The sequence below is a fragment of the Bosea sp. ANAM02 genome (genome assembly GCF_011764485.1).
In the GTDB taxonomy this organism is placed as follows: domain Bacteria; phylum Pseudomonadota; class Alphaproteobacteria; order Rhizobiales; family Beijerinckiaceae; genus Allobosea.
This window is the reverse complement of sequence record NZ_AP022848.1, coordinates 3652719-3672802: the sequence shown is the minus strand read 5'-3', so window position 1 is coordinate 3672802 and position 20084 is coordinate 3652719. Positions and strand designations below refer to the sequence as shown.

Annotated in this window: 16 protein-coding genes; 7 read left to right on the top strand and 9 right to left on the bottom strand. The window is 68.2% G+C overall.

Annotated elements, in window-relative coordinates:
* Positions 1 to 201 precede the first annotated feature (201 nt).
* Genes OCUBac02_RS17610 through OCUBac02_RS17595 form a run of 4 tightly spaced genes read left to right on the top strand, consistent with a single transcriptional unit; the run spans position 202 to position 3932 of the window.
* Positions 202 to 1344, top strand: coding sequence for an ABC transporter permease (locus OCUBac02_RS17610; protein ID WP_047580117.1), 1143 nt, complete (start codon positions 202 to 204; stop codon positions 1342 to 1344).
* Between the two features lie 35 nt (positions 1345 to 1379).
* The gene (locus OCUBac02_RS17605; RefSeq protein ID WP_047580118.1) at positions 1380 to 2177 is read left to right on the top strand and encodes an ABC transporter ATP-binding protein; all 798 of its coding nucleotides are present in this window, start codon (positions 1380 to 1382) and stop codon (positions 2175 to 2177) included.
* 3 nt (positions 2178 to 2180) lie between these two features.
* Positions 2181 to 3323 (top strand): MlaD family protein, encoded by a 1143-nt coding sequence (locus tag OCUBac02_RS17600; RefSeq protein WP_047580119.1) that lies wholly within the window; start codon positions 2181 to 2183, stop codon positions 3321 to 3323.
* A gap of 3 nt (positions 3324 to 3326) precedes the next feature.
* A complete protein-coding gene (locus OCUBac02_RS17595; protein WP_173047455.1) occupies positions 3327 to 3932 on the top strand; it encodes an ABC-type transport auxiliary lipoprotein family protein in 606 nt (201 codons plus the stop codon).
* Positions 3933 to 4062: 130 nt separating this feature from the next.
* On the opposite strand, the gene OCUBac02_RS17590 is transcribed toward OCUBac02_RS17595, so the two are convergent.
* Positions 4063 to 10209, bottom strand: a complete 6147-nt coding sequence (locus OCUBac02_RS17590) for an apolipoprotein A-IV repeat region-like domain-containing protein (protein WP_173047453.1) — start codon at positions 10207 to 10209, stop codon at positions 4063 to 4065.
* 260 nt (positions 10210 to 10469) lie between these two features.
* Between OCUBac02_RS17590 and OCUBac02_RS17585 the strand changes: the two genes are divergently transcribed.
* The 3 genes from OCUBac02_RS17585 to OCUBac02_RS17575 all read left to right on the top strand — a co-directional run bounded on the left by OCUBac02_RS17585 (position 10470) and on the right by OCUBac02_RS17575 (position 11926).
* A complete protein-coding gene (locus OCUBac02_RS17585) occupies positions 10470 to 10808 on the top strand; it encodes an Hpt domain-containing protein (RefSeq protein ID WP_173047451.1) in 339 nt (112 codons plus the stop codon).
* A gap of 84 nt (positions 10809 to 10892) precedes the next feature.
* Complete coding sequence (locus tag OCUBac02_RS17580) at positions 10893 to 11213, top strand: 2Fe-2S iron-sulfur cluster-binding protein (RefSeq protein ID WP_173047449.1); 321 nt, start codon at positions 10893 to 10895, stop codon at positions 11211 to 11213.
* Between the two features lie 290 nt (positions 11214 to 11503).
* Positions 11504 to 11926, top strand: a complete 423-nt coding sequence (locus OCUBac02_RS17575; RefSeq protein ID WP_173047447.1) for a universal stress protein — start codon at positions 11504 to 11506, stop codon at positions 11924 to 11926.
* A 3-nt stretch (positions 11927 to 11929) separates the two neighbouring features.
* Here the strand turns inward: OCUBac02_RS17575 and OCUBac02_RS17570 are convergent, their stop codons facing one another.
* The 8 genes from OCUBac02_RS17570 to xdhC form a co-directional block, all read right to left on the bottom strand.
* Complete coding sequence (locus OCUBac02_RS17570) at positions 11930 to 12538, bottom strand: hypothetical protein (protein ID WP_173047445.1); 609 nt, start codon at positions 12536 to 12538, stop codon at positions 11930 to 11932.
* Entirely contained in the window at positions 12535 to 13710 is a 1176-nt protein-coding gene (locus OCUBac02_RS17565) for a vWA domain-containing protein (RefSeq protein ID WP_173047443.1), read from the bottom strand. Before OCUBac02_RS17565 ends, OCUBac02_RS17570 begins: the two co-directional genes overlap by 4 nt.
* 146 nt (positions 13711 to 13856) lie before the next feature.
* Entirely contained in the window at positions 13857 to 14156 is a 300-nt protein-coding gene (locus tag OCUBac02_RS17560) for an HU family DNA-binding protein (RefSeq protein WP_280528866.1), read from the bottom strand.
* A 289-nt stretch (positions 14157 to 14445) separates the two neighbouring features.
* A complete protein-coding gene (locus tag OCUBac02_RS17555; RefSeq protein ID WP_173047441.1) occupies positions 14446 to 15525 on the bottom strand; it encodes a BMP family ABC transporter substrate-binding protein in 1080 nt (359 codons plus the stop codon).
* 35 nt (positions 15526 to 15560) lie between these two features.
* A complete protein-coding gene (locus OCUBac02_RS17550; RefSeq protein ID WP_173047439.1) occupies positions 15561 to 16484 on the bottom strand; it encodes an ABC transporter permease in 924 nt (307 codons plus the stop codon).
* Positions 16485 to 16650: 166 nt separating this feature from the next.
* Positions 16651 to 17715 (bottom strand): ABC transporter permease, encoded by a 1065-nt coding sequence (locus OCUBac02_RS17545; protein ID WP_173047437.1) that lies wholly within the window; start codon positions 17713 to 17715, stop codon positions 16651 to 16653.
* Positions 17708 to 19252 carry an ABC transporter ATP-binding protein gene (locus OCUBac02_RS17540; protein ID WP_173047435.1) on the bottom strand — a complete coding sequence of 515 codons (1545 nt, stop codon included), beginning with the start codon at positions 19250 to 19252 and terminating at the stop codon, positions 17708 to 17710. Before OCUBac02_RS17540 ends, OCUBac02_RS17545 begins: the two co-directional genes overlap by 8 nt.
* Positions 19236 to 20078, bottom strand: coding sequence for a xanthine dehydrogenase accessory protein XdhC (xdhC, locus tag OCUBac02_RS17535; protein WP_173047433.1), 843 nt, complete (start codon positions 20076 to 20078; stop codon positions 19236 to 19238). Before xdhC ends, OCUBac02_RS17540 begins: the two co-directional genes overlap by 17 nt.
* Positions 20079 to 20084 lie beyond the last annotated feature (6 nt).

Genomic DNA, 20084 nt, shown 5'->3' with positions numbered 1-20084 from the left:
CAGATCGCTCGGCAAGCCGTGGTTTCCGGGTCTTTCGAGGCGTTGACGGCGCGGCGGAAAGCGAGGCATCGCCCGCTGCTTGCCAAGCACGCGCCGCACGGCAATACAGGGCAGGGGGTAAAGGCCGACGCGACCGGCACGATGCGGCCGTGCAAGGCTGCAGGGCCGTTTCGGCCAGGGGAACAGGGACTTCACGGCGACATGGCGAGCCCCGATACCGCCGAACCGCAGGCGACCATCCGCGATGACGCGGGCACGCTCGCGGTGGCGCTCTCGGGCTCGTGGAGCGCCGATCGCGCCCCGCGCATCGAGGCGCTGATCGGCGAGATCGTCGAAAGCCTGACGCAGGCCGGCGCCCGGATCGACCTGTCCGAGGTGACGCGCCTCGATACGCTCGGCGCCTATATCCTGAACCGCCTGAAGGCCCGGCAGGAGCGGAACGGCGTCGATGTCGAGCTCGTCAGCAGCAGGCCGGAGCACGGGATCCTGCTCGCCGAGGTCCAGGTCCATGACGATGATCCGCCGAAGCCTCACCGGCATATCGGCATCGTCGATATCCTCGTCGATATCGGCGAGGGCGTCGTGCGCTTCGGCCGCGATATGGTCGGTGGTGCCATGTTCCTCGGTGAGGTGGTGGTCGGCTCGGTCAGCGTCGTGCTCGGCCCGCGCAAGTTCCGGGGGCCGTCGCTGGTCAATCAGATCGAGCTGATCGCCTTCAACGGCGCGCCGATCATCATGCTGATCTCGTTCCTGGTCGGCTGCATCGTCGCGCAGCAGGGCATCTTCCAGCTCCAGCAATTCGGCGCCTCCGCCTTCGTCGTGAACCTGACCGGCATCCTGATCCTGCGCGAGCTTGCGGTGCTGCTGACCTCGATCATGATCGCAGGCCGCTCGGGTTCCGCCTTCACCGCCGAGATCGGCTCGATGAAGATGCGCGAGGAGATCGACGCCCTGCGCGTGATGGGGCTCGATCCGATCGAGGTTCTGGTGGTGCCGCGCATCCTCGCGCTGATCATCTCGCTGCCGATCCTGACCTTCATCTCGGCGATGGCGGGGCTGGTCGGCGCAGGGCTCGTCTCCTGGCTCTATGGCGGCATCGGCGTCGACACCTTCCTCGCCCGCCTGCAATCGGTCATCACCTGGAAGCATTTCGCCGTCGGCCTGATCAAGGCGCCTTTCATGGCCTTCGTGATCGGGCTGATCGCCTCGATCGAGGGGCTCGCGGTCAAGGGCTCGGCGGAATCGCTCGGCCGCCAGGTCACGGCCTCGGTGGTCAAGGCGATCTTCATGGTCATCGTCGTCGACGGGCTCTTCGCGATGTTCTTCGCCTCGATCGAGTTCTGACGATGACGCGGCGGGATCACTCTCAGCACGATCGGATGGCGGCGGGCAGGGAGCCCGAGGCCGTCATCCGCGTCCGCGACCTCAAGGTCGCCTTCGGCGACAAGGTGATCATGGACGGCTTGAACCTCGACGTGCTGCGCGGCGAGATTCTCGGCTTCGTCGGGGGCTCCGGCCAGGGCAAGTCGGTGCTGACCCGCACGATTCTCGGCCTCGTCCGCAAGCGGCGCGGCACGATCGAGGTCTTCGGCGAGGATGTCGACGAGCTCGGCCCCCAGCAGCGCCGCGTGCTCGAACGGCGCTTCGGCGTGATGTTCCAGCAGGGCGCGCTGTTCTCGGCACTGACCGTGAAGCAGAACATACAGGTGCCGATGCGGGAATATCTCGAGCTTTCGCCCGATCTGCTCGACGAACTGGCAATGGTGAAGCTCGATCTCGTCGGGCTGCCGCGCGACGCCGCCGACAAGGCGCCTTCCGAATTGTCGGGCGGTATGATCAAGCGCGCCGCGCTCGCCCGCGCGCTCGCGCTCGATCCCGAGATCGTCTTCCTGGACGAGCCGACATCCGGCCTGGACCCGATCGGCGCCGCCGAATTCGACGATCTGATCATCACCCTGAAGCAGACTCTGGGCCTGACCGTCTTCATGGTAACCCACGATCTCGACAGCCTGTATCATGCCTGCGACCGAATCGCCGCTCTGGCGGACAAGAAGGTGATCGCGGTCGGCCCGCTGGCGACGATGCTGGCGTCCGACCATCCATGGTTGAAGGCCTATTTCGGCGGGGAGCGCGCCATGGCCAGGCTGCCGGCGGGAGAGCAGGGACAGAGCAGCTAGACGATGGAATCGCGCGCCAATTACGCTCTCGTCGGTCTGTTCACGCTCGCGGTCCTCGCGGCGGCCTTCGGCTTCGTCTACTGGTTCAACAGCGGCGGGGCCGGGCGCAAGGAGAACATCCGCGTCATCTTCACCGGCACGGTGACCGGGCTTGGGCGCGGGTCGAGCGTGCTGTTCAACGGCCTGCGCGTCGGCGAGGTGACCAGCATCGAACTCCAGCCGGACGATCCACGGCGGATCTACGCGGTGATCCAGGTCGCCAATACCACGCCCTTGCGCGAAGACACGCGCGCGCGAATCGAGGCGCAGGGGCTGGCCGGTGTAGTGGCACTCCAGCTCATCGGCGGCGAGGCGGACACGCCGGTGCTGAAGGCCAAGCCCGGCGAGCCGATGCCGACCATCATCGCCGAGCGCTCGGAATTACAGGACATCATCGAGACCGTGCGCAACGTCGCGCAGAAGGCGGATGGCATGCTCACTTCGCTCGACGGGCTGATCAAGCAGAACGCCACGCCGATCAACAACACCGTCCGCAACGTCGAAAAGTTCTCGCAGGCGCTCGGCAACAATGCCGACGGGCTCGACAAGCTGATGGCCGGTTTCGGCAATATCGCCGAGACGATCCAGCCGCTCTCGCAGAAGCTGCAGGCGCTCAGCGAGGAGCTGACCGGCGTCGTCCGCTCGGTCGATCGCGACAAGATCGCCAGCATCATCGAGAATGTCGACAAGTTCACCGGCGCGCTTGGCGGTTCCAGCGCCGATGTCGCCAAGGTGGTGAAGGATGCCGCCTCGATCTCGGCCAAGCTCGACAAGGCGGCCGACCAGATCGAAGGCGTGCTGGCGGCGGCGAAGGGCTTCCTCGAATCCGGCTCGGGTCCCGATGGCCGCAGCGCCTTCCAGGAGGTCGCGGACGCCGCCAAGTCGATCCGCACGCTGGCCGACAACCTCGACAAGCGCACCGCCGAGATCACCGCCGGCATCAATCGCTTCACCGGGCCGGGGCTGCGCGATATCGAGTCGCTCGCGTCGGACGGCAAGCGGACGCTGACGGAACTCAATCGCACCCTGCGGAATTTCGAACGCAACCCGCAGCAGTTCATTTTCGGCGGCAAGCCGCCGCTGCCTCAGTACAACGGATCCCGCTAGCCCATGACGACCGAGGTTCAGTGTCCTCCGGCCCGCAGGGCTCGCCGCTTCCTTCCGCTTCTGGCCGTGGCCGGTGCTGCGCTGCTTGCCGGCTGCGGCGGCGGGGCGACGCCGACCACCTTCGACCTCTCCGCGCCCGCGGGTATCGGCCGGATCGGCAGCTCGCGGGCGATCATGGTCGTGGCCGAGCCGACCGCGGTCCAGGCGCTCGATTCCGACCGCGTCATCGTCAAGGATTCCAGCGGCGCGCTCTCCTTCGTCGGCGGGGCGCAATGGGCGGACCGGGTTCCGGCGCTGGTGCAGGCGCGGCTGATCCAGACCTTCGAGAATGCCGGCCGGGTCGGGTCGGTCTCGGGGCCGGGGCAGCGCATCTCGCCCGACGTCCAGCTCAACACCAATATCCGCAGCTTCAACATCGATGCCGCGACGGGCACGGCGGTTGTGGAGATCACCGCCCGAGTCGTCGGTGACCGCACCGGCCAGATTCAACGGGCGCGGCTCTTCGCGGCGCGCGTGCCGGCTGGCGCAGTCGATGGAGCGGGCGCGACCCAGGCGCTCGACCGCGCGCTGTCGCAGGTTCTGGTCGAGATCGTGCGCTGGGCGCGCTGAGCGGGCCTGAGCCGCGTTTCCATTGAAAATCGTTACGCTCCACGCGTAAGGCAGGCTTCTGCGCAGCAATCTGAAACGGAAAGACCGCCCTCTCGGGCGGCCTTCTTCATATCATACCGGATGGTAGCGCTTACTCGAAGCGCCCGCTGGCATGAGCCAGCATCGTATAGACCTTGCCGGTCTCCGAGGTCAGGTAGGTCTTCGCCACCATCGAGTCGCGGTCGTCCTTGGCCGCTTCGCCGAGCAGGCGCTCGAACTCGTCGATATAACGATCGACCGTATCCTTGAACTCGGCGTCGCGGCGATACTTGCGACGCATCTCGTCGAATGTCTGCTGGCCCTGCAGCGTGTAGAGCCGGCGGGTGAAGACGTTGCGCTCGCCGCGCTTGTAGCGGTCCCACAATTCGACGGCGGCGTCATGGTCGATCATCCGCGCGATGTCGACGGAGAGCGAATCGAGCTTCTCGATCGAATGCGATGTCGGCTTGCTCGGCTCCGGCTGCTTGTCCTCGCGGGAGGCGCGGGTCAGCAGGTCGGAGAGCCAGCCGGCCTTGGCCGGTTGAGGCTGCGCGGCCTGCTCCGGCTGACGGCGCGCAGCCTCCTGCACGGAAGCCGGGCGGGTCGGAGCCGTCGCGGTCTCGATCCGGACGGCTGGGCGCGCGGCGGCAGGTTGCTCGGGTTCGCTCGACGCAGCGTCGATGGACGGCCGCAGCAGCGGCTCCTCGGCGGCAGGCGCAGGCTGCGGGGTGAAGGCCTGGGCAGGCCGTGCCGGAGCGGCTGGGGCAGGGACGGCGACGGCAGCGGCGACGGCCGCAGCGGTTGCCGGGCGCCGGCTGGCGGCATGGTCGATCGGCAGCGAGACGTCGCCGCGACGGCCGGCCCGCGTCACGATCTCGGTGAGGTCGTTCAGCGCCTTGATCTGCTCGGCCACGACCCGGCGCATGGCCGAGGTCGATTCCTGGGCTTCCACCGGCAGTTCGAGCACGCCGCGCTTCAATTCGGCGCGGGTCGCCTCCAGCTCGCGCTGGATGTCGCCGGTGATCCCGCGCATGTCCTGCGCCGCCTTCTGGAAGCGCTCGGTCACCTTGGCGATTTCGCCGCCGATCTCCGTGGAAACCTGGGCGTAAGCGGCGCGCAGGGCTTCCGCGGTGCGCTCGCGCTCCTGGCCGGTGGCGGAGCGGATCGTCTCGAACTGCTGGGCGATCGCGCTCGTCGTCGATTCCGCCGAGTCGGACAGGACGGCGCCGATCTGGCGGGCGCGCGCCTCGGCCGTGCTCAGCGAATCGTCGATCAGCGAGGCGAAGGACCGGGTGATCGATTCGACATCGTCGGTGCGGTTGGCGATCAGCCCGTGCAGTTGCTCCAGCGCCTCGCGGCGCTCGACCAGCGCCTTGCCGACGCGGCCCTCGATCTGCTCCAGGCGCCCGGCGACGGCGTTGAGCGCCGCGCTGCTGGCCTGAGTCACCTCGTTGAGCGTGGTGCCGCGATCGTCGAGCTGGCCGATCAGCGCCGCAGTCTCCCGCAGTGTGCCTTCCGAGAAGCTCTTCAACTCGGCGATCTGCGTCGTGACCTGCTGCGAGGCCGAGCCGGCCTCCGTCATCACTGTGCCGATCACGTTCTGCAATTCGCCGACGCGGGTCGACAGGCTGTTCTCAACGGCGGCGAGGTTCTTGTTCGCGCCGTTGACGATCTGCTGCATCAGCTTGTTCGCCTCGCCGAGGCGTCCCAGCATGCCGCCGAGCTCCTCGCGCAACTGCTCGTTGGTGCCGACCAGGGCCTCGACCGACTGGCGCGAACCGGCTTCGAGCGTCTCGCGCAGCGCATTGGACGAAGCCTCGACCGCGTTCGCAATGGCGGCGCCGCGATCGCGCAGGCCGGCGACGATGGCGTTGCCGCGGCTTTCGAGCGCGCGGACCACGGTCTCGCCGACCGATGCGAACTCGCTGGCCAGCGCCTCGCCACGCTCGTTCAGCGCCTCGACGGCGCCGTTGCCCTTGGCGTCGAACGCGGCGCGCAGGGCCTCGACGCGCTCGTCGACCGACTGGGTGAAGGCCGCGCCCTGCTGTCCGAGGGCCGCGACGAGGCCGTTGCCTTTGGCGTCGAACACGGCGCGCAGGGTCTCGACGCGCTCGTCGAGCGATTGCGTGATCGTGTCGCCCTGGCGTCCGAGCGCCGCCACGAGGCCGCTGCCGCTCGCGTCGAAGGCGGCGTGCAGGGCGTTGGTGCGCTCCTCCAGCGAGGAGGCGACGGCCGCGCCCTGGCGCTCCAGCGCATCGACGATGCCGACGCCCTGACCCTCGAAGATCGCGCGGAGTTGCTCGGCGCGCTGATCGAGCGCGCCCGAGATGGCGTCGCCGCGGCGGCCGAGCGCGGCGACGATACCGAGCCCGCGATCGTCGAACAGCGTGCGCAACTGCTCGGCGCGCTCGGTGAGCGCGGCCGCGATGGCCTCGCTCTGGCCGGCCAGCGCCGCGACCATGCCGCCGCCCTGGTCGTCGAACAGGGCGCGCAATTCCTGCGCCCGTTCGGCCAGAACGGTGGCGATGGCTTCCGAACGCCCCTGCAGCGTCGCGGCGATCTCGTCGCCGCGGGTGTCGAGCGTGTGCGAGACGGTGTCGAGCCGGCCGACGACGCGCTCCTCGAAGCGCGCGACGCTCTGGTCGAGCGTATCCGCGATCTGGAGGGCGCGGCCGCCCAGCGTCGCATTGATCGTGTCGGCCTTGTCACTGAGCGTGCGGGTGAGCGACTCGCTCTTGGAGGTGACGACCTCGCCGATCTCGTCGGCCTTGGCCGCGAGCGCCTTGGTGACCTCGCGCCCGCCTTCGGCCAACACGCGGGCGATATCGACCGTGCGCTCGACCAGCGCCTCGTTGAGGGCGGTGGCGCGCGAGCCGAGGCTGCCGTCGATACGAGCGATCAGGCTGTCGAGCGTGCCGGCGATCTCGGCGCTCTTGGCGCCCGAGCGGTCTTCGAACAGCTTGATCTGGCTTTCCATCGCGTCCGCCGCTTCGCGGGTGCGGGTAGCGAGCAGCTCGGCCGCTTCCAGCGCGCGGGCGCCGGCCTTGTCAGCCAGCACGACGCTGTCCTCGGAGATCAGCTTCTCGACCTGCGCGATGCCGGAATGGAGCGCGGCCGTGAGCTGCTGCGCATCGCCGGCGATCTTGGCGGTCAGGATGCCGCCCTGATTGACGATCAGATCCTCGAAGGCGCCGAGGCGCGCGGCGAGCGCGGTCTCGACATCGCGGCCCTGCGTGTCGAACAGTGCCGAGAACGCGGCGAGACGCCCGCCGAGCGCGGCCTCGATCTCGTGCCCGCGCTCGTCAAAGAGCTTGGTCAGAGCATCGTGGCGCAGCGCCAGCGCCTCGTTCAGCGCCTGGGCGCGGCCCTCGACCGAGCGCAGCATCGACTCGGCATTGGCCGAGAGCGCCTCGTTGACGCGTCCACCCTGCTGGGTCAGCGCCATCACGATCTCGCGGCCGGTGCCGGCGAGCATGGTGCGCGCCTCCTCGGCATGGACGGTAAAGGTGTCGCGCAACCCTTGCGTTGCTTCGGAGACGCGGTCGGCGACATGGCGGCCGTCGACATTGATCGTCTCGGTGAGGGTGCGGGTCGCCTCGGTCATGCGGCGCGCCAGATCCTCGCTCTGCTCGCCGAGCAGGGTGTGGACCTCGCGGCCGGTGCTGACGAGGTCGCGCACCATGGTCTCGCGCTGCTCGCCGAGCAGGGCGCCGACCTTCTCGGCCGTCTCGCCGATACTGGCGAGGAAGCCGGTCTGCTGCTGTTCGAGGGCGCTCTTCGCCGCTTCGATGCTGCCGGTGACATGGGCGGCGAGCGTCGCGCCGCGCTCGTCGAGCTGCTGGTCGATGCTGGCGCCGGTCTCGGCGAGGCGATCGATCAGCGCGTTCGAGCGCTCGGCCAGGATGCCGTGCACGGAGCGGCCGACATCGGCGACGCGGCTGGCCAGCGCCTGGCTCTCGTTGCCGAGCAGGTCTTTGATCTCGAGCCCGGCTTGCGAAACCTTCACGGTCATCGCGCCGGCCTGCTCCTCCAGCAGGGCGCTGACGCGCGCGCCGGTGTCGGAAAGGCCGCTGATCAGGCGCTCGCTCTCGTTGCCGACGATGACGCCGACTTCCTGGCCGGCCTGGGTCAGGCGGCTGACGAGCAGTTCACTCTCGTCGCGCAGGCGGGTCTCGACGGTGTTGACCGCGCCCGAGACGCTGGCGACCAGCGCTTCGCTGCGTTCCGACAACAGCTTGGCGACATCGGCGCCGGCATTCGAGACGCGCGCGACCGTGGCGTCGCTCTGTTCGCCCATCAGGCTGGCGAGGCTGCGGCCGGCCTCGGCGACGCGTTCGACGACCCCGTCGCTCTGCTTGCCGACCAGATCGGAGAGCTCGTTGCCGGCGCTGGAGACGCGATCAACCAGCTTCTCCGCCTGCTGGTCGAGCAGGGTGTGGACGGTCTGGCCGGTCTCGTTGAGGCGGTCGACGAGCTTGCTGCCCTGCTCGGTGAAGAGCCCGTTCACCTGGCCCGCGACATCGGTGATGCGGCCGGTGAGGGTATCGCCATGCTGCGCGACCGACTCGCTGAGCGACTGGCTGGCGTCGTTGACGCGCAGGATGATGGCCTCGCTGCGCTCGCGCAGCACGTCGTCGACGGTGCGGGCGGTCTCGTTGAGGCGGTTGACGAGGGTGTCGCCATGCGTGCCGATCAGGCCGTGGACATTCTCGCCGACCTCCGTCAGGCGGCTGGCGATGGCCTCGTTCTGGCGGACGAGCAGGGTGTTGACGCCGCGCCCGACCTCGGCGAGGCGCGTCGTGACGCTTTCGCCCTCGTCGGAGAGGGCGCTGCGCAGCGCTTCGCCGGATTCAGCTAGGCGCGCCTGCAGGGCCTCGCTCTGGCTCTCGATCAGCGCGACCATGCTGCGGCTGCTGGCCTCGAAGCGTTCGGCGGCCTCGGTGCCGCGGTCCGAGATGTCGCGGGCGAGCGTCTCGCCGGTGGTCTTCAGCAATTCGTTGACGGTCTCGACGCGGCCGGTCAGTGTTTCCGCGACCTGGTTGCCGGTCTCGCTGATGGCGCGGGTGACGTCCTGGGCGCCGGCGGTCAGGCCTTCGGTCAGGACCGCGCCGGTGCGCTCCAGCGAGCTGGCGATCTCCTTGGCGCGGCCGTCGAGCATGTCGGACAGATTGCCGCTGGCACCCGCCAGTCGCTCCGAAACCTCGCCCGAGGTGATCTGGAGGCGCTCGACCAGGTCGTGGCTGCGGCCGCTGATCTCCTCGATCATCTTCTCGCCGGCGCGGCCGAGCGCCTGCGTGATCTGGTCGCCCTTGGCGCCGAGCGAGCCGGTCACGCGGTCGCCGGCCTGCGAGACGGCCTCCGCGATGGCGCGGCTGGCGCTGTCGAGATCCTTGGCGAGCCCGTCATGGGCGCCGCTGATGGCGAGCTTGACGCGTTCGGCATTGCCGACAACGGCCTCGCGCTGGGTGACGAGCTCGTCGATCAGCGAGCGCAGGCGGATCTCGTTGTCGGCATAGGCGCGCTCCAGCGTCGAGATCTCGCCGCGCACGATGGTTTCCAGCTCGCCGGCGCGCGCAACCGCGCGCTCGATGCCGTCGCCCATGGCGGCGACCTCGCGGCGGATGGTCTGACTGAGCGACAGCACGGAATCGGCGCCGGCGACCTCGGGCTCGGCGAGGCGCAGCGCGACCTCGGTCATCGCGCGCGAGATCAGGCGCATTTCCTGGGTGCGGCGATAGAGCGCCGCCAGCACGAAGAAGAACACGACCGGCGCGCCGACAGAGAGCGCGAGCAGGGTCCATTCGCCGATGCCGAAGCTGGCGACGGGCTCGGGCAGGCCGTTGCTGAACGAGCCGTAGCGGCCGAGCAGGACGAAGGCGGCGCCGCCGAGCCAGGCGAGCGAGGCGAGCGCGGCAAACCAATAGGGCTTGCGCGACGGACGCACGGCGAAGGCCTGGACGAGCGAGCTGGAATCGCGGCGGTCGTCATTGGCGACGCGGCTGGTATCGGGCGCGATCGCTGCACGCGGTGGCGCCGGCTGCTGCTGGGCGGGAGCGGAAGGGGCGGGCGGCTGCGCGGCGGGTGCCGGCTCGACGCGCGGCATTTCGAGCTTCAGGTCGTTCTCGCTGGTCGTGGGCAGCCGGGGTTCGGTCTCGACCGGCGTCTCGGCGACATCGGAGGGCTGGTCGAGGCGAAGCGCCTCTTCGATCGCCGACATCGCAGCTTCAGTGGGGTCCTGGAGCTTCTTGGGTCGATTCATCGTTGCCGCCTCGCCACGCTACTGCACATGGGCGCATACGGTATCCGCCGCCCCATGCCGCCTCTGGCCGGGTGAACGGAGACACTGCGCCCATCATTTTACCAATTGGAAGGGTAGTGGACCCCCGGAGCCTTGGAAACCCATTTGACCGCGCGATTCACAAACGTCGTTAACGCCTCGTTTACCATCAGGGGGCTTCCTGAAGGGCATGAGGCCGGCCGATGCGGCCATTTGATGACCTGCGCGGACGAGTCCCGGACATGACCGAGAAGGCCATCGATTTCGCCTATCTCTCCCGCCAGACCGCCGGCGATCACGAGCTGGAGCGGGAGTTGCTCACGCTTTTTGCGCAACAATGCATCGTCCATCTGCGCGTGATCGATGACAGCGCCGACCATCAGCAGCGGATGGATGCTGCCCATACCTTGAAGGGAGCGGCCCGCGCCGTCGGCGCCTGGCAGGTCGCCGAGGCGGCGGACCGCATCGAGGAAGGCCTGGCCGGGCCGCAGCGCGAGGCGAGCGAGAGCGCGCTCGACGCGCTCGCCCTGGCGGCCGCCGAGGCGAGGGCGGCCATCGCCCGCTTCGACTGCGGCGCCTGAGCGGGGGCTGCGGCGCGAAACCCCGTTCCGTGCCGCTTTGAAATGCTCTAAGCGAGGGCCGTCATCGCGCCGCCGGAGTTTGCCATGCCCAACATCACCTTCATCGACGCTCAGGGCGAGAGCCGCACCGTCGAGGCCGAAACCGGCTCGACCGTGATGGAGACGGCGATCCGCAACGCGATCCCCGGCATCGAGGCGGAGTGCGGCGGAGCCTGCGCCTGCGCCACCTGCCATGTCTATGTCGACGACGCCTGGACCGCTGCCGTCGGCCCGGCCGAGCACATGGAAGAGGACATGCTGGACTTCGCCTTCGACGTCCGCCCGAACTCGCGGCTCTCCTGCCAGATCCGCATCCGGGACGATCTCGACGGCCTGGTCGTCCGCACGCCCGCGCGCCAGGGCTGAAGGCGTACGAAAAGCCCTCCTCGGCCCTCATCCTGAGAAGCCGCGGAATCGGCGTCTCGAAGGATGCTCCAGATGGTTCCGGAGTGCCCTGAAACATCCTTCGAGACGCCATTTCCGACGAAATGGCTCCTCACGATGATGGCTGAGAGTATCAGCTAATCTCGGAACGCTTGCCGACGGGCCCTGTTGCGAGCACGCGGCGCCACGCCGCATCCTGCATTTTGCGCTGGATCATGGCGCGCGTACTGGCAAACTCCATGATGGTTGCACAACCAGCCTAGGAGGATGCGATGTACAGATCGATTATGGTCCCCGTGGATCTCGCCGAAGCCGATCTCGCCCAGCCGGCGATCGCGGCCGCCGTATCCTTCGCCAAGAACTCCGGCGGAAAGGTGCGGCTTGTCTATGTCCGCTCGCTGATCCCGGTCACATACATGGAGTTCGTGCCGGCGGATTTCGATTCCGAGCAGCAGGAGGATGCCGAGGCGAAGCTTGCCGAGATCGCGGCGAAGGTCGACCTCCCGGCCGAGCAGGTTTCGGCGAAGGTGCTGATCGGTTCAGTCCATGGCGAGGTGCTGGCCGAGGCCGATGCCGGCGGCATCGACCTCATCGTCATCGGCTCGCATGAGCCGGGCATGCTCGCCTATGTCATCGGTTCGAACGCCTCGGCCATCGTGCGCCGGGCGAAATGCTCGGTGCTGGTCGTCCGCTGAGCTTCAGCCCGTCCCGCCCGGGACGAGGCTTTCAGGCACTTCGCCGGTCGCGAGTTCGCGCGGCCGGTTGAGGCTGACCAGCGGCCAGACCTGCCAGAACGACGCCGCGATCAGCAGGATGCCGAGCAGGCCGGCATTGGTCGCGCCCTGCTGGAAAGCGCGCAGCGTGAAGGCCGTCAGCATGAGGAGCGAGAGCGCGCCGACGGCGGCGACGCCGAGCCAGATCGGCTTCGGCCGCCCGGCGACGAAGCGGGCGCGCGGATTGGCCCGCGCGATCGCCGCCGCCAGCGCCGTGACGAAGCGGTGATAGCGCGGATCGTCGCGGTCGAGATCGGTCAGCGAGCGCCAGGACAGGTTGCCGAAGGTCACCGTCCGGCCGTCGCTGAGCCGGAGCTGCGTCTTGTAGCCCTTCGACGAGATATTGCCGGGCGCATAGACGAAGCGCACCTGATCGACGGCGCTGAGGCGAATGCTGTCGACCCGGCGCGTCCGGTCGACCTCCAGCGTATCGCCGTCGAGCTTGTAGGCGATCTCGAAGCCGACGGGTTTCGGTCGCTGGCGCCAGCTCGGGGCAGGGCCGTCGTCGTCTTCGTGCAGAACCGTATGCGTCACCGCGCCAGAACCTTCATCGCGCCATCGAGCCCGTCGAGCGTCAGCGGGAACATGCGCCCGCCCATCAATCCGCCGATCTGGCGGATCGACTGGGTGTAGTTCCAGAGATTCTGCTGCACCGGATTGAGCCAGACCGATTTCGGGAATTTGGTTGCCAGGCGCTCCATCCAGACCTCGCCAGCTTCCTCGTTCCAGTGCTCGACCGAGCCGCCGGGCATCGCGATCTCGTAGGGGCTCATCGAGGCGTCGCCGACGAAGACGAGGCGATAGTCGGACGGATAGGTCCTGAGCACGTCCCAGGTCGCGATCTGCTGGTCGTGGCGGCGGCGGTTCTCCTTCCAGACCCGCTCATAGGGGCAGTTATGGAAGTAGAAATGCTCGAAATGCTTGAACTCGGCCCGGGCCGCCGAGAACAGTTCCTCGGCCAGCTCGATATGCCAGTCCATCGAGCCGCCGACATCGAGGAAGAGCAGCACCTTGACGGCGTTGCGGCGCTCCGGCCGGAGCTGGACGTCGAGATAGCCGTGCTTGGCCGTCTCTGAAATCGTGGTGTCGAGGTCGAGCTCCTCGGCCGCGCCGGTACGGGCGAAGCGGCGCAGGCGCCGGAGCGCGATCCGCATGTTGCGCACGCCGAGCTCGCGCGTGTCGTCGAAATCCTTGAACTCGCGCTTGTCCCAGACCTTCACCGCCCGGAAATTGCGATTCTTGTCCTGGCCGATGCGGATGCCTTCGGGATTGTAGCCATAGGCGCCATAGGGCGAGGTGCCGGCGGTGCCGATCCACTTGCTGCCGCCCTGATGGCGGCCCTTCTGCTCGTCGAGCCGCTGTTTCAGCGTCTCCCAGAGTTTCTCCCAGCCCATCGCGTCGATCTGGGCCTTCTCTTCGTCGGTGAGGAATTTCTCGGCGAGCTTGCGCAGCCATTCCTCGGGGATACCGGCTTCCTCGATCGCCTGCTGCAGCGTCTCCATGCCCTTGAACACCTGGGCGAAGACGCGGTCGAACTTGTCGAGATGGCGCTCGTCCTTCACCAGCGAGGCGCGGGCGAGATAATAGAACTCGTCGACGCGATGCTCGGCGAGATCGGCTTCCACCCCTTCGAGCAGCGTCAGATATTCGCGCAGGGTCACGGGGACCTTGGCGGCGCGCAGATCGGTGAAGAGGCGAAGGAACATGAGACAGCGTCATTCTCGGGCGGAGCGCAGCGTAGACCCGAGAATCTCGTCGAAGAGATGCCCGGGTCAAGCCCGAGCATGACGACGAGACTCAAGCAGCGTCCGCGCAACAGGCGCGAACGCCGCTCGAACCCGAACGTTGGCTGTTACGCCACCGCGTCGGCGAGGTCCTTGGTGACCTTGAACTTCACGACGGTCTTGGCGGGCACCTTGATGGTCGCGCCGGTCGAGGGGTTGCGGGCTTCGCGGGCCTCGCGCTTGGCGGCGGAGAGCTTGCCGATGCCGCCGAGGGTGACGTCGTCGCCCTTCTTCAGGGTCTTGGCGACGGTCGCGCCGAGCGAGGCCAGGATGGCCGAGACGTCGGCCTTGGTCTTGCCGGTCTCTTCGGCGATGGCGGCGATCAGTTCGTTCTTGGTCATGAATTCCTCCTTGAGAAGGTGGTTCAGGCGTCGCGTGCTGGATGACGGCCGTTCATGCTCGTTTCCGACACGAGCGACCGCGACACATGGATGCCATTCGCGGCGCGCAACTCACGCAGTTGCCACGGCTAACGCGGAAAGACGATGCCCGCGGCGGTAGATACGCACAGGAAACGGCTTCGTTCCAATGGTTTCAGGCGGGAACGGAGCCAGTTTAGAGCAAGAACAAGCTTTCCGGCGGGGTTGACCTATCGTCAGGTGCCGAAGCCTGCGAATCGCTGCGGCGGCGCAGGCAGCCGCAGCGACGACATCGAATTCAGGCCTGGATGCCGTCGACATACCAGTCCATCTTCGAGAGCATCTCGTCGCTGGCCTTCTCGCCGGCCTTGAGGCGCACGACGCCCTTCTGGTCCTTCAGCTCGCCCGTGAACGGGTGGAGCGTGCCGGCGATGATGCCCTTGGTGACCTCGTCGGCAGCGGCGCGGGCGGCCGGCGTGACGGCGTCGCTATACGGCGCGATCTTGACCATGCCCTCCTTGAGCCCGTGCCAGATGGCGCCGCTCTTCCAGTTGCCGTCCATGACATCCTTGACGCGCTTGATGTAGTAGCCGGACCAGTCGTCGACGATGGCCGAGAGATGGGCCTTTGGCGCGAAGGACTTCATGTCCGAGGCCTGGCCGAAGGCGAAGACGCCGCGCTGCTCGGCCGCCTGGAGCGGGGCGGCGGAATCGGTGTGCTGGGTGATCATGTCGGCGCCCTGGTCGATCAGGGCCTTGGCGGCGTCGGCCTCCTTGGCGGGGTCGTACCAGGTCGAGCACCAGACGACCTTGGTCTTGAAGTTCGGGTTCACCTTGCGGGCGGCGAGGTGGAAGGCGTTGATGCCCATCACCACTTCCGGGATCGGGAAGGAGGCGACATAACCCGCCTGGCCGGTCTTCGACATATGGCCGGCGATGGTCCCGATCACGGCGCGGCCCTCGTAGAAGCGCGCATCGTAGGTCGCGACGTTCTCGGCCCGCATATAGCCTGTGGCGTGCTCGAAATGGATCTTCGGGAACTGCTTGGCGACCTGGATCGTCGGGTTCATGAAGCCGAACGAGGTCGTGAAGATGAGCTGGTTACCGGCCTGGGCGAGCTGGCGGATGGCGCGGGCCGCGTCCGGCCCCTCGGCGACGTTCTCGATGAAGCTGGTCTTGATCTTGGCGCCGTATTCCTTTTCCAGCGCCAGCCGGCCCTGGTTATGCGTCCAGGTGTAGCCATGGTCGCCGATCGGGCCGACATAGACGAAGCCGACGCCGAGCGGGGCCTGCGCCGAGGCGCCGCGTCCGAGAACCGGCAGCGTGGAGGCGGCAGCCGCGCCGAAGGTCAGCCTGCGGCGGGTGATGATGCTGGTCATGTCCGAGAACTCCCCGTGATGGGTTGCGGCGCCATTCAGGACGCCGAGAAAGGTTTGCCGAGGCAGGCGGGCGCGTCGAGACGGCCGATCCTACGTCCTAGCGACATCATGGTCAGAACTGCAATCGTCGCAAGGTAGGGGGCCATCGCCAGCACCTCCGGCGCGAGCCAGGTGACGCCGGCCGCCTTGAGCTGCAGTTCGAGCGTCATCACGGCGCCGAAGAGATAGGCCCCGAGCAGCAGGCGCCCCGGCTTCCAGGCCGAGAACACGACGAGCGCGAGCGCGATCCAGCCGCGGCCGGCGGTCAGACGGTCCGCCCACATCGGCGTCAGCGCCAGCGAGAAATAGGCGCCACCGAGCCCCGCCAGCGCGCCGCCGAAGGCAACCGCCGCATAGCGGATGGCGACGACGGGATAGCCGATCGCGTGCGCCGAGGCGTCGTTCTCGCCGACGGCGCGCAGGATCAGCCCGGGTCGCGTCCGGCGCAGGAACCAGCTCACGCCCGCCACCAGCGCCAGCGAGAGATAGACGACGATGTCGTGGCCGAAGATCACGCGCAGGATCGGATGCTCCGACAGCGCCGCCGGAAAGACCGGCTGGAGCCGCGTGATGGTCCGCCCGACGAAGCCCGCGCCGATCAGCGAGGAGGCGCCGATGCCGAAGATCGTCAGCGCGAGCCCCGTCGCGACCTGATTGGCCATCAGCGAGAGCGCGAGCACGGCGAAGATCATCGAGGCCGCGACGCCCGCGAAGGCCGCCGCGACGAGGCCGATGCCGGTGCTGCCGGTTGAGAAGGCGACGGCGAAGCCCGCGACCGCGCCGCAGAGCATCATGCCCTCGACGCCGAGATTGAGCACGCCCGATTTCTCGGCGACGAGCTCGCCGAGCGCCGCCAGCAGCAGCGGCGTCGAAGCCGCGATCAGCGTCATCAGGATGGAGACGAGCATGGCGGAGGTCATGGCACGCCCCTTGTCATTCCGGGGCGCGCCGCAGGTGCGAACTCGGAACCCACGCCTGGGTGAGCGTTCGCGATCATGCGGTTGGGAGGTCTCGCCCGGTCGTGGGCTCCGGGTTCTTCGCGATGCGAAGCCCCGGAATGACAAAGGGGGGAGCGCATCGACCCCGTCATGCCGCCCTCCGCTTGAAACCGATCCGCCAGCGCACCAGTACGTCGGTTGCCAGCAGCATGAACAGCAGCGTCGCCTGGAACAGACCGGTCGCGGCCTGCGGCAGCCGGACGGTCGATTGCGCGATCTCGCCGCCGACATAGGTTCCCGCCAGAACGATGCCGCCGAAGACGATGCCGAGCGGGTTCAACCGGCCGAGGAAGGCGACGATGATCGCGGTGAAGCCGTAGCCGACCGGGAATTGCGGCGTAAGCTGCCCGAACGGGCCGGCCGCCTCGAACAATCCGGCGAGCCCGGCGAGCGCGCCGCTGGCCAGCATCGTCGCCCAGGTGGTGCGCGCGGCGCTGAAGCCGCCATGGCGCGCTGCGGCCGGCGCCAGGCCGACGACCTTGATCGCGTAGCCCGCGGTGGTCTTCTCCATCAATAGCCAGGCGATGACAGCGAGCACGAGCGCGGCGGGGATGCCGAGATGCACGAGCGTGCCCTCCAGCACGGTCGGCAGCGTCTGGTCGGCGGTGAACATCCGCGTCTGCGGGAAGTTGAAGCCGCCCGGATCCTTCCACGGGCCGCGCACCAGGAAATACAGGAATTGCACGGCGACATAGGTCAGCATCAGGCTGGTCAGGATTTCGCTGACCTGCAACTTCACCCGCAGGAAGGCGGGGATCGCGGCCCAGGCCATGCCGCCGAGAATGCCGGCCAGCATCATGGCGGGCAGGATCCACCATCCCGACATGTCATAGGTCAGGAGCGCGACGCCGGTGCCGGCGATGGCGCCCATGACATACTGTCCCTCGGCGCCGATATTCCAGACATTGGCGCGGAAGCCGATGGCCAGCCCGAGCGCGATCATCACGAGCGGTGCACCCTTCACGCCAATGTCGCCCCAGCGCTGCGGCTCCAGGAAGGGCGTCAGGAAGATGCTCTCGACCGCGTGGAAGCCGTCATAGCCCATCGCGGTGAAGACGATCATGCCGATGAGCATGGTGAGCCCGATCGCGATCAGCGGGCTCGCCAGCAGCATCAGCATGCTCGGCTCGCGGCGGCGACGCCATTCAAGCATGGGCCGCCTCCGCGCCATGGACACCGCCCATCATCAGGCCGATCTCGTCGATGCCGAGGCTGGCGACCGGGCGCGGCGCCGAGAGGCGCCCCTCGTTGATGACGCAAAGCCGGTCGGCGAGCTCGAGCAATTCGTCGAGGTCCTGCGAGATCACCACCACGGCCGAACCCTTCGCGGCGAGGTCGACCAGTTCCTGCCGGATCGCGGCGGCCGCGCCGGCATCGACGCCCCAGGTCGGCTGCGAAACGACGAGAACGGCCGGTTGTTGCCCGATCTCGCGGCCCATGATGAACTTCTGCAGGTTGCCGCCCGAGAGCGAGCGGGCGAGCGCGCCATGGCCGGTGGTGCGCACGTCGAAGAGCTTGATCACGCTGTCGGCGAAGCGCTTGATGCTGCCACGGCTCATGAAGCCATGCGGCGCCAGCGGCAGGCGGTGGCGCGCGGTGAGGACGCCGTTATCGGCCAGCGAGAAATCCGGCACTGCGGCATGGCCGTTGCGCTCCTCGGGCACGCAGGCGAGGCCGAGCGCCCGGCGCGTGCCGGCGCCGTCCAGGCCGACAGCCTTGCCGTCGAGCCGGATCGCATCGGCCCCGTTTGCGAGCTGCTCGCCCGAGAGCGCGGTCAGGAGTTCGGCCTGCCCATTGCCGGCGACGCCGGCGATGCCGAGGATTTCGCCGGCCCGCGCCTCGAAGGAAACGCTCTCCAGATCGGTGCCGAAGGGCGGCTCGCCCGGCAGCGACAGGCCTTTGACCTCCAGCCGGACGACGCCGGAGCCCGCGGCTTTGCCGTGCTCGATCTTGCGCAGTTCCGCGCCGATCATCAGCTCGGCCATGCGCTTGGTGGTCTCGACCCTGGGATCGCAAGTCGCGACGACGCGCCCGCCGCGCAGGATCGTGGCGCCGTCGCAGAGCGCTTTGATCTCGTGCAGCTTGTGCGAGATGTAGAGGATCGAGCAGCCCTCGGCCGCGATCTGGCGCAGGGTGGCGAACAGGCGCTCGACCTCCTGCGGCGTCAACACCGAGGTCGGTTCGTCCATGATAAGCAGCTTCGGTTTCTGCAGCAGGCAGCGCACGATCTCGATGCGCTGGCGCTCGCCGACCGAGAGCGTGTGCACCTCGCGCTCCGGATCGAGCGGCAGCGAATAGGATTGCAGGATCGCGGCGACACGGGCCTTCAGCTCCTCGCGGTCGACCGCTTCGTCGAGCCCGAGCGCGATGTTCTCGATCACCGTCATCGCGTCGAACAGCGAGAAATGCTGGAAGACCATGCCGATGCCGAGCTTGCGCGCGGCCTTGGGCGAGGGGATCGCAACGGGCGAGCCGTTCCAGGAGATGGTGCCTTCGTCGGCCTGCTGGACACCGTAGATGATCTTGACCAGCGTCGACTTGCCGGCGCCGTTCTCGCCGAGCAGGGCGTGGATTTCGCCGGATTGGACGCTCAGGCTGATGTCTTCATTGGCTTTGACGCCGGGAAAGCTCTTCGAGACATGGGCGAGCGCCAGCCGCGGCGGCACTTTCTGCTCACGCGGCTGATTCATGTCGCGAACGTCTCCCTTTCGCCGGCTCCCGGCGGCCAAGCAAGCAACGCACCAGCTCGGCCGCCGTCAAGGCCGCGATCACCTCTGGGCGCTTGTCGTCCACATCCGAACCGCCGATCGGGCAGGTCAGGCGCGCCAGTGTCTCGCGCCGGCCGCCGCTACGCAGGAAGCTTGCCTCGAAACGGGCACGCTTGGTGCCCGAGCCGATCATGCCGACATAGGCCGCATCGCCGCGCGCCAGCGCCGTCTCCGCCAGCCGGTAGTCGAGCGCATGGCTATGCGAGAGCACGACGAAGGCTGCCCTGGCCGGTGCGCTCGCGATCGCATCGACGGGATCGGCCATGCGGACGCAGGTGACGGCTGCCGGCAGCCCGCTCATGACATCGTCGCGGTCGTCGATCAGCGTGACGGTGAAGGGCAGGGGCGCCAGTGCCTGCGCCAACGCCCGGCCGGTGTGGCCGGCGCCGAAGATCAGGACCGAGGGTCGGGACGCGGCATCCGCCCTCTCTTGCGCCGCGATCAGCGCGATGTCGGCGCTCGTCAGCCGTCGCAGCGAGACGCTGACGCGCCCGCCGCAGCACTGCCCCATCTGGGGCCCGAGCGGGATATCGAGGCTCCGCTCACCGGCCCCGTCGCTCAGCATGTGTCGGGCAAGGTCGATGCAGTGGAATTCGAGCTGCCCGCCGCCGATGGTGCCGGCGATCGCGCCGGGGCTGACCGCCATGCAGGCCCCGGCCTCGCGCGGCGTCGAGCCTTCGGCGGCCTCGATCCGGACGAGAACGATGTTGTTGCGCTGATAGGCAGTGAGGAAGGCGGCGAGGGTCATGAGACA

Bases quoted from the DNA above. Each gene is read 5' to 3' on its own strand.
- OCUBac02_RS17550 (WP_173047439.1), bottom strand. From the start codon at position 16,484: ATGACCTCCGCCATGCTCGTCTCCATCCTGATGACGCTGATCGCGGCT.
- OCUBac02_RS17610 (WP_047580117.1), top strand. From the start codon at position 202: ATGGCGAGCCCCGATACCGCCGAACCGCAGGCGACCATCCGCGATGAC.
- OCUBac02_RS17565 (WP_173047443.1), bottom strand. From the start codon at position 13,710: ATGTTCCTTCGCCTCTTCACCGATCTGCGCGCCGCCAAGGTCCCCGTG.
- xdhC (WP_173047433.1), bottom strand. From the start codon at position 20,078: ATGACCCTCGCCGCCTTCCTCACTGCCTATCAGCGCAACAACATCGTT.
- OCUBac02_RS17605 (WP_047580118.1), top strand. From the start codon at position 1,380: ATGGCGGCGGGCAGGGAGCCCGAGGCCGTCATCCGCGTCCGCGACCTC.
- OCUBac02_RS17585 (WP_173047451.1), top strand. From the start codon at position 10,470: ATGACCGAGAAGGCCATCGATTTCGCCTATCTCTCCCGCCAGACCGCC.
- OCUBac02_RS17575 (WP_173047447.1), top strand. From the start codon at position 11,504: ATGTACAGATCGATTATGGTCCCCGTGGATCTCGCCGAAGCCGATCTC.
- OCUBac02_RS17600 (WP_047580119.1), top strand. From the start codon at position 2,181: ATGGAATCGCGCGCCAATTACGCTCTCGTCGGTCTGTTCACGCTCGCG.
- OCUBac02_RS17555 (WP_173047441.1), bottom strand. From the start codon at position 15,525: ATGACCAGCATCATCACCCGCCGCAGGCTGACCTTCGGCGCGGCTGCC.
- OCUBac02_RS17590 (WP_173047453.1), bottom strand. From the start codon at position 10,209: ATGAATCGACCCAAGAAGCTCCAGGACCCCACTGAAGCTGCGATGTCG.
- OCUBac02_RS17595 (WP_173047455.1), top strand. From the start codon at position 3,327: ATGACGACCGAGGTTCAGTGTCCTCCGGCCCGCAGGGCTCGCCGCTTC.
- OCUBac02_RS17580 (WP_173047449.1), top strand. From the start codon at position 10,893: ATGCCCAACATCACCTTCATCGACGCTCAGGGCGAGAGCCGCACCGTC.
- OCUBac02_RS17545 (WP_173047437.1), bottom strand. From the start codon at position 17,715: ATGCTTGAATGGCGTCGCCGCCGCGAGCCGAGCATGCTGATGCTGCTG.
- OCUBac02_RS17540 (WP_173047435.1), bottom strand. From the start codon at position 19,252: ATGAATCAGCCGCGTGAGCAGAAAGTGCCGCCGCGGCTGGCGCTCGCC.